9 protein-coding genes are annotated in these 6818 nt (G+C 41.2%); 6 read left to right on the top strand and 3 right to left on the bottom strand.

The annotated features are described in order from the left end of the window. The 3 genes from J7I83_RS16275 to J7I83_RS16265 form a co-directional block, all read left to right on the top strand. On the top strand, nucleotides 1–604 hold a 604-nt coding region (locus J7I83_RS16275), incomplete at its 5' end, for a MerR family transcriptional regulator (RefSeq protein ID WP_215102457.1). Nucleotides 605–702: 98 nt separating this feature from the next. Beyond that, entirely contained in the window at nucleotides 703–882 is a 180-nt protein-coding gene (locus J7I83_RS16270; RefSeq protein ID WP_215102455.1) for an ABC transporter permease, read from the top strand. Between the two features lie 116 nt (nucleotides 883–998). Further along, the gene (locus tag J7I83_RS16265; protein WP_215102453.1) at nucleotides 999–1337 is read left to right on the top strand and encodes a hypothetical protein; all 339 of its coding nucleotides are present in this window, start codon (nucleotides 999–1001) and stop codon (nucleotides 1335–1337) included. A 178-nt stretch (nucleotides 1338–1515) separates the two neighbouring features. Here J7I83_RS16265 and J7I83_RS16260 read toward each other — a convergent pair whose 3' ends face one another. Further along, a complete protein-coding gene (locus tag J7I83_RS16260; RefSeq protein WP_215102451.1) occupies nucleotides 1516–2001 on the bottom strand; it encodes a hypothetical protein in 486 nt (161 codons plus the stop codon). A 402-nt stretch (nucleotides 2002–2403) separates the two neighbouring features. Between J7I83_RS16260 and J7I83_RS16255 the strand changes: the two genes are divergently transcribed. The 3 genes from J7I83_RS16255 (at nucleotide 2404) to J7I83_RS16245 (ending at nucleotide 4848) form a co-directional block, all read left to right on the top strand. Then, complete coding sequence (locus J7I83_RS16255; protein ID WP_215102449.1) at nucleotides 2404–2967, top strand: site-specific integrase; 564 nt, start codon at nucleotides 2404–2406, stop codon at nucleotides 2965–2967. A 418-nt stretch (nucleotides 2968–3385) separates the two neighbouring features. Next, nucleotides 3386–3715, top strand: a complete 330-nt coding sequence (locus J7I83_RS16250) for a plasmid mobilization protein (protein ID WP_215102447.1) — start codon at nucleotides 3386–3388, stop codon at nucleotides 3713–3715. Then, nucleotides 3682–4848 carry a relaxase/mobilization nuclease domain-containing protein gene (locus J7I83_RS16245; protein ID WP_215102445.1) on the top strand — a complete coding sequence of 389 codons (1167 nt, stop codon included), beginning with the start codon at nucleotides 3682–3684 and terminating at the stop codon, nucleotides 4846–4848. The genes J7I83_RS16250 and J7I83_RS16245 overlap by 34 nt, the downstream gene beginning before the upstream one ends. Nucleotides 4849–5063: 215 nt before the next feature. On the opposite strand, the gene J7I83_RS16240 is transcribed toward J7I83_RS16245, so the two are convergent. Then, nucleotides 5064–6008 carry a cytosolic protein gene (locus J7I83_RS16240; RefSeq protein ID WP_215102443.1) on the bottom strand — a complete coding sequence of 315 codons (945 nt, stop codon included), beginning with the start codon at nucleotides 6006–6008 and terminating at the stop codon, nucleotides 5064–5066. A gap of 460 nt (nucleotides 6009–6468) precedes the next feature. Then, nucleotides 6469–6675 (bottom strand): hypothetical protein, encoded by a 207-nt coding sequence (locus J7I83_RS16235; protein WP_215102441.1) that lies wholly within the window; start codon nucleotides 6673–6675, stop codon nucleotides 6469–6471. Between the last annotated feature and the right edge of the window lie 143 nt (nucleotides 6676–6818).

Below are 6818 nucleotides of genomic sequence, written 5' to 3'. Positions count from 1 at the left end.
AACAAAAAGAGGTGGCGAGCAATTGATAATGACGCCCAGTGAAGTTTGTAAGCAGTTAAAAATTTCTCCTTCGACATTAAGAAAATATAGTCTTCGCTTTGAATCTGAAGGCATTCTCTTCAAAAGAAACAAAAGTAATAGCCGTATTTACACCGTCACAGAGGTCGCGGCGTTACGGGATGCTGTGACGGTCACGAAAAGCGGTGGCATAACGCTTGAGAATGCTGTCAGAGAAGCTGCTGACGGCTTAAAAGGTACATCTACAATAACGCCGGAAAACGGCGTCACAAGCACACCGCCGCGGCGTCATGACGACGTCGCGACAGCCGTTATCTTGAAGAAATTGGAAGACCTTGAAGAAGAGAATCGAAGTCTGAAAGAAGAGATGCGAAAACGGGACTCTTTGTTTGTGGAAGTCTTGGAAGAAATGAAGCATAAACTGGATCGGATAGAAGAGAATCAGAAGCAGTTAGCTGCACCAACACCCGAAGAACCAGAAATAGAGGGACCAGAACTGTCCTCACAGCAAGAAGAAAGCGAACCAGAACCGGTAACGTCCAAGAAAGATACCCGAGGTTTATGGGCCAGGATCTGGAACAAATAAAAGGCGCTATTTCAGCGGAAACGAATGTAACTTATGTGCAGTTAAGTTACATTCACAATTCAATTTTAAGAGATTAAAGCGAATAGAGGTGTAATTCAATGAAAAAATGGACTGTAATTTGGATAGTAATTTTCGCCGCAATTTTAGAAAGAATTGTCCATCATTTATTTTTAACAGACAGCTTTATAATTCGTTTATTTACTGCACTCATATTCGTAGCAATAGGCATTGGAATTGGCTTGATCGCACAGAAAAAGAAGCAATATAAACAAGTTTGAAATATTTTTTGAAAAGCTGAGGAAATCAGTTTTGAATGTAACTTAATGTGAAGTAAGTTACATTCAGAAGAATCATCTTTAAGGAAATAATAGTGCTTGAAAAAACGGGGGTAATTATGATTAACAATAAAAAAATGACGGAATTTACATTGATAGATGTGATTGAAAGACAAATACATTTCACCAAAACAAATACCGTGTTCGATAAGACAGACTTTAAAGATTACGATGAAGGTAAATTGTTGGCTTTCAGTGAAATGTTGGAAGATGTCAACGAATTAAAAGAAGATGAATTCGTAGATAAGTACCAAAATATAATGAGAAAATTAGCTAAGAAATTTGAAGAAGATAAAGCAGATGAGGATAAAAAAGATATAGAAAAAATGAGTGGTTACAATAATGCTATTGTAACTATCATGATGTGTATTAATCCCAATTTCGAGTATGAATTATAAAATTAGTTCTACTGTTATTTAGTCGAATTCGAAGCAATTGAATGTAACTTATTAGCAATTAAGTTACATTCAAAAATCCCTCCATTTAGGAGGGCTTACTCAATTCATGACAAGTGATATAGCTAATAATGTAATCCGCTTTCTAAATAATCGTTTTTTAAGACAATCTCATACGTAATTAATCTTTAAGGAAAGTAGGAAGCCCTACTTCCCTTAAAAGATCGTTGAAATTGTATTGATATTTTTCATCAATATCGGAATTTTTTAAAGTCTTTCTGAGCTCGCTAAATATTTTCTTGTTAGCAGCAGGGAATGTGTTTTCAAAGCACTTTTCATTGTCTAAGTGAATTAAATCAACTAATATCGAATTGTACAAAAGTGGAAACTCTCGTTGAATAGCTTCTTTATTTTTCAAAAAAGCCTGTACATAATCCTCTAATAAATATAATTCACTTTGAAAGTCTTGTTTTTCTTCAATTTCCCCAAGTGTGAGAAATACGAAAGCTGATTTCATCCACCAATTTCCTAGTGCTGCAGCAAAAACCAGAAGAGAATACTTTCTTATATCACGGTCTGAGTGAGAGAAATATCGATAATAATTAGCATAGTTATCGATACTCCAATTTTTAGCTGTATCAAAGAACCCTATTTCAATACCTTCCAAGATATCTCTTGCTTTTTCAATTACAGTTTTTATGATTTTACCTCCTTTTCGTATCTACCGTTTCTATCTCTGGTTAAAAATTACTCAAGTAACTATACCCAATGATTCCCAGTAAAGTTTCATTTTTTTCGAAATAATTAATTTCTAGAAATTTTCTATTGGTTTTGAATGTAACTTATTGGTAATTATGTTACATTCAAAACCCTGATTCCATTGACTTCATGCTAAAAATCAACGAAACTGAAATTACGCGAAAAAAAGATACATTCAAAACCTTGATTTTACTGGGCTTGCCTTTCCTTGGCGACGCTCTTTTTCTTTTCCCGGAATTTCCTTGGATAGGTCATTACATTCGTTTTTTCTAGCAATAATTCTTTAGCAGCCAACCGAAAGGAGCTTGTCATGAACAAACAAACCGAAATCAAAGACGTGCAGCCAATCCGGTCGCTGGATCGGATTGAAGATATGAAATGGAGTTTGAAGAAATGGTGTGGTGATCGGGACTACATCCTTTTTTTAGTCGGCATCAATTCAGGGCTGCGGGTCGGAGACCTCTTAAAGATCAAAGTGAGCGAGATCCAAGGCAAGAAAGTCGTCTCGTTACGTGAAGGCAAGACCGGCAAACGCCGGACCATCCACCTCGGCAACATCTACGACGAGCTGAACGCTTATATCGACACGTTAAATGGCTCAGAATGGCTGTTTCCGAGCCGCAAGGGGCAAAACCCGATTACAAGGGTCCAAGCATACCGACAACTCAATAAAGCGGCCCAGATGGCCGATATGCCGGATGGCATCGGCACGCACACGCTGCGCAAGACATTTGGCTACTGGCACTATAAGCAATTCAAGGATATTGCCGAGCTGCAGAACATCCTGAACCATGCGCATCCGCAAATTACGTTGCGCTACATCGGCATCACGGCTGAACAGATTGAGAGCAACCTAAAGACGTTTCGATTATGAAACGAAATGCCGTCTATTTTTTATCAGAAAGAAGGAGCTGTTTTTCATTTTTAGAAAAACAGCTCCTTTTATTTCGTTCGGGCTCGTAAGCAATTCCGGCAATTATTCGGTTAAATGGGCCGCTACGAAACGTGAAAACGTTTGGTCATCGGCTTGCTTTTTGGTTTCAGGAACGAGCGATCAGCTGCGTGCCGGAAACCTTCTTTTGTCTTTTTGGGGAGGGTCAAGGGAAAGCATTTCCCTTGTGGGTTTGGGCAACGCCCAAGGTCTTTGGGGGATTGGGGGACTCCCCAACAAGCTGTAAATGGGTACCATTTACGAAGCTTGCCAACCCTCTATTATGCTGATATACTCGGAGCACACCAACGAGTAGGAAGCATAATTTCAAGCGCAGATTGAAAAAGGAGGGGCGGTCTTTTTGGGAGAGAACAGAAAAGAGAATCGACAGATTAAATTTCGGGTGAACGACCTCGAATTCCAGCAACTTGAGCAAATGGCTCAAGCTGCTGGAATGAGTGTGCCGACCTTCTGCAAGAAGCAGGCACAAGGGGCGAGAATGACACCTCCTAAGATTGATCGGGAGGGGGCGTTTGAGCTGGCTCGGCAATTGCGCGCGATTGGAAACAACGTCAACCAGTTGTCCAAACGGGCCAATGAGGGGGCTGCGGTTCCGAAAGAGGAAGTGCAGCGCATAGAGAAGGAGTTGCACGCGTTATGGCAACAATTCAACTCGGCAATACAAAAGTAGCGACAAAGCTAATTTCATATGCGGAGAAGCGCGCGAAAGAACGGGGCGGAGTGGATTGCCCAGCAGAATATGCCAAGGCGCAATTTAAAGCTACCAGAGAGCTCTGGGGCAAGACAGAAGGCATTCAGGCCCATCACGTCATTCAATCGTTTAAACCAGGAGAAGTGACGGCTAAAATGGCCAACGAAATCGGCCAAGACTTAGCCCGAAACATCGCCAAGGGGCATGAAGCGGTGGTTTATACGCATACCGACAAAGACCACATTCATAATCACATTGTCATTAATGCGGTCAGTTACGAGAATGGCAGCAAGTATCAATCATCCAAAAAAGACTTGTACAAGATTCGGGAACAAAGTGATCAACTTTGTTTGGCCAAAGGCTTGTCGATCGTCAAAGAACCCACGGCCCAGATTCGCTATACCCTTGCGGAAAAAGCATTGCTAGAAAAAGGGAAAGACAGCTGGAAAGACGAGATTCGCGAAAGCATCGACAGCATCAAAGGCCAGGCAACCAGCCTGCCGGATCTCGCCCATCAATTAAAAGCGCAGTTTGGCATTGAAACCAAAATCACCCCCAAAAACATCAGCTTCAAGCACCCCGATTTCGAACGGTTTGTCCGGGGAACCAAACTAGGCTTGGCTTACGAAAAGGAGACGTTGACGCATGAGTTTGAAAGACAAATTGAACGAGGTCAAGAGCGAGGAAGCGCCAGTCTATCAGACGCAGCCTCTGCCGAACTCGAACGAACTGGAAAAACTGATGAAGGAAACGAACGAACTCAACACCCTGATGAAAAGCTACATTCGGGTTCACATGGACAAGGACGGGACCAGTCAACTGACACTGGACAACGAACTGACCAAAATCACGAAAGTCAGCCAGGACGTGCAAGAACAGATGATTTCGATTTTGAAAGCGCTCGAGAGCACGCAGCGCGATTACGGGAATCAGCTTCTGCAGCACTTGGAGACTGGCAAGAGCGAGATGGCAGCGAACAACGAAACGACCGTTCAGAAAATGAGCAAGATCGAGGGCATGTTGGACAACAGCATGAGCCAGCTGAATCGCAGAATGAACGAAAACATGAAAGACCTCGAGAAAAAGAGCGCGACCTTGGCCCAGAGCGTTAGAAAGAGCGCCTTACTTAGCTACTGGTCGGATGTCGCGAAATACGGCTTAGGAACGGCTGTATTCATCGTGCCCGTTTATCTAGTAATCAAGTTCCTTTTCTCACTGATGGGCGTAGAAATGCCTTAAAACCGAGTTTTACCCCTCTTTCGTGTCGAATAAAGGCATGGAAGGGGGATTTTTTCGTTCAATGGCCCAATTGAAAGGGTCCAATCCCTTACCCTCGGTCCTCTAACCAGTTATAAAAAGGCACTTTCGGCGTTTTGGGCGGCTGCACAGCAGGTTTTGAAACCACTAAATACCGCTGATTGACCATTCCTTCACTGAAAACAGCTACGATATTGCGTATTTCCACACCGTTTATCATATTAATCGCCATTTTATTGAGTAACTGCATCGCTCGAAGTACTTTTCTCTCGTCACAGTCCATCCCAACCCGTAAAGCAATCGTTCCAGCAACCGTTTTGATGGAATGAGGAAACGGAAAGGCCATAATTTCATCAAATAGCATGAGTTGGTATTTGTTTGCTCGATACGCCTGCAATTTTTCGCGTGTTTTTTCTTGGTTTTGGTTTGAATCTTGCACATCATTTTCAATAGCTTGCTGTATACTATCTCTTTCTTGTAGTGAATTAAAAGAGTTAATATGGTTAGAACTCGTTTTTTGCCCCTTTACGCTTACAGCTTCAACGGGTTCAGCGTTTTGAAGAGGTGCAACTAGAGGTGCAAAAGGAGGTGCAATTGCATCCGATTCGGGCAGTGAATCAAGGAAGAAGACCTCCTTTAAAATTTGGTGGAAGTTCGGGTGTTCCTTGTAGACGAAAATGTATTTCCCTGCCTTGTCGTCTGCCAGTCTGGCGACCACCAGTTGATCCGTCTCCTTGATTGAGGCGACAGCGCTTTTTACGGTTCTTGTTGAGCAATTGACCTTTTCTGCCAGTTTATCGGCGCCAATTTTGCAAATGCCGGTACCACTCAACAAATAAATGATTTCATCCAACACCTGTTTTCGTTTATTCGGGAACAATTGGCCAAAACTTTTGCCCATCTCAAAAACTTTCTCTTCAATCGTGGAAAGGATGGTTTCTTTGCGGATCTTATTGCAGTAACCGCCTTGGAAAAAGCGTTGTACGTCTTGGTTATAAGCTGTTAAAAGTGTCATTGAAATTTCTCCTTTTCAGGAACAGAAAAAGACACCGTTTCCCAATAAACATAGGGGGAAACAGTGTCTTTTTTTACTCAAATCAACTAAATGTAAGCTAAAGAGAATAATATCTCTTGAAACTAACTGCATTAGCCCGTAAAATAAAGGGTATAACTAAAGTTAGTTACAAGAACTTCGACAAGTGTTTTCCCTGCTAGGAAGGGGGAACGGTTACAGGGTGCTTCCAACACCACTGTAACAGTTGAGGTTCTTTTTCCGTTCATATTCTAATTACTGACAATTCTACAGATAAATTTTCCGCAAAGCAACAGCAAATAATCGTGTTTTAAAAACACTTGAAGCCTGATTAGATGGATTTACCCCTAACAAAGGACCACTTTTAGATGGAATAGAGAGAATCGGATAAAATCCAAGCACCCTTTTTGGGTGCTTTTTTAATGAGCTATTTTGTAGAATTTTAGAAATTTCTGCTTAAGGATATTTTGCGATACAATGCAATCACTTTTCGATTTTTTTCTTCCCATTCAGGCGTTCTCAGCATAGGGATTTCAAAAGCTGATTCTAGTTCAGTCATAAGACTGGATAGTCTTACATCTTTTTCATGGCTTGATAAATTACTGTGAAGGAGTGTTTCATATCTTTTATCGTACTCGGTTAATGTCATTTATTACACCGCCTTGTTCTTTCTTCTACTTCTTCATATAAAGGATCTTCCTCTTTATTTAACACCTTTGGATACGCTAATTTTTTCTAAGAATACTTTATAAAAAAATAAGATGCAAGAATGGTTCAACTCTTATAACATGA

It is taken from the genome of Planococcus sp. ISL-110, from assembly GCF_018613575.1.
In the GTDB taxonomy this organism is placed as follows: Bacteria; Bacillota; Bacilli; order Bacillales_A; family Planococcaceae; genus Planococcus.
This window is presented reverse-complemented; position numbering and strand designations above follow the sequence as displayed.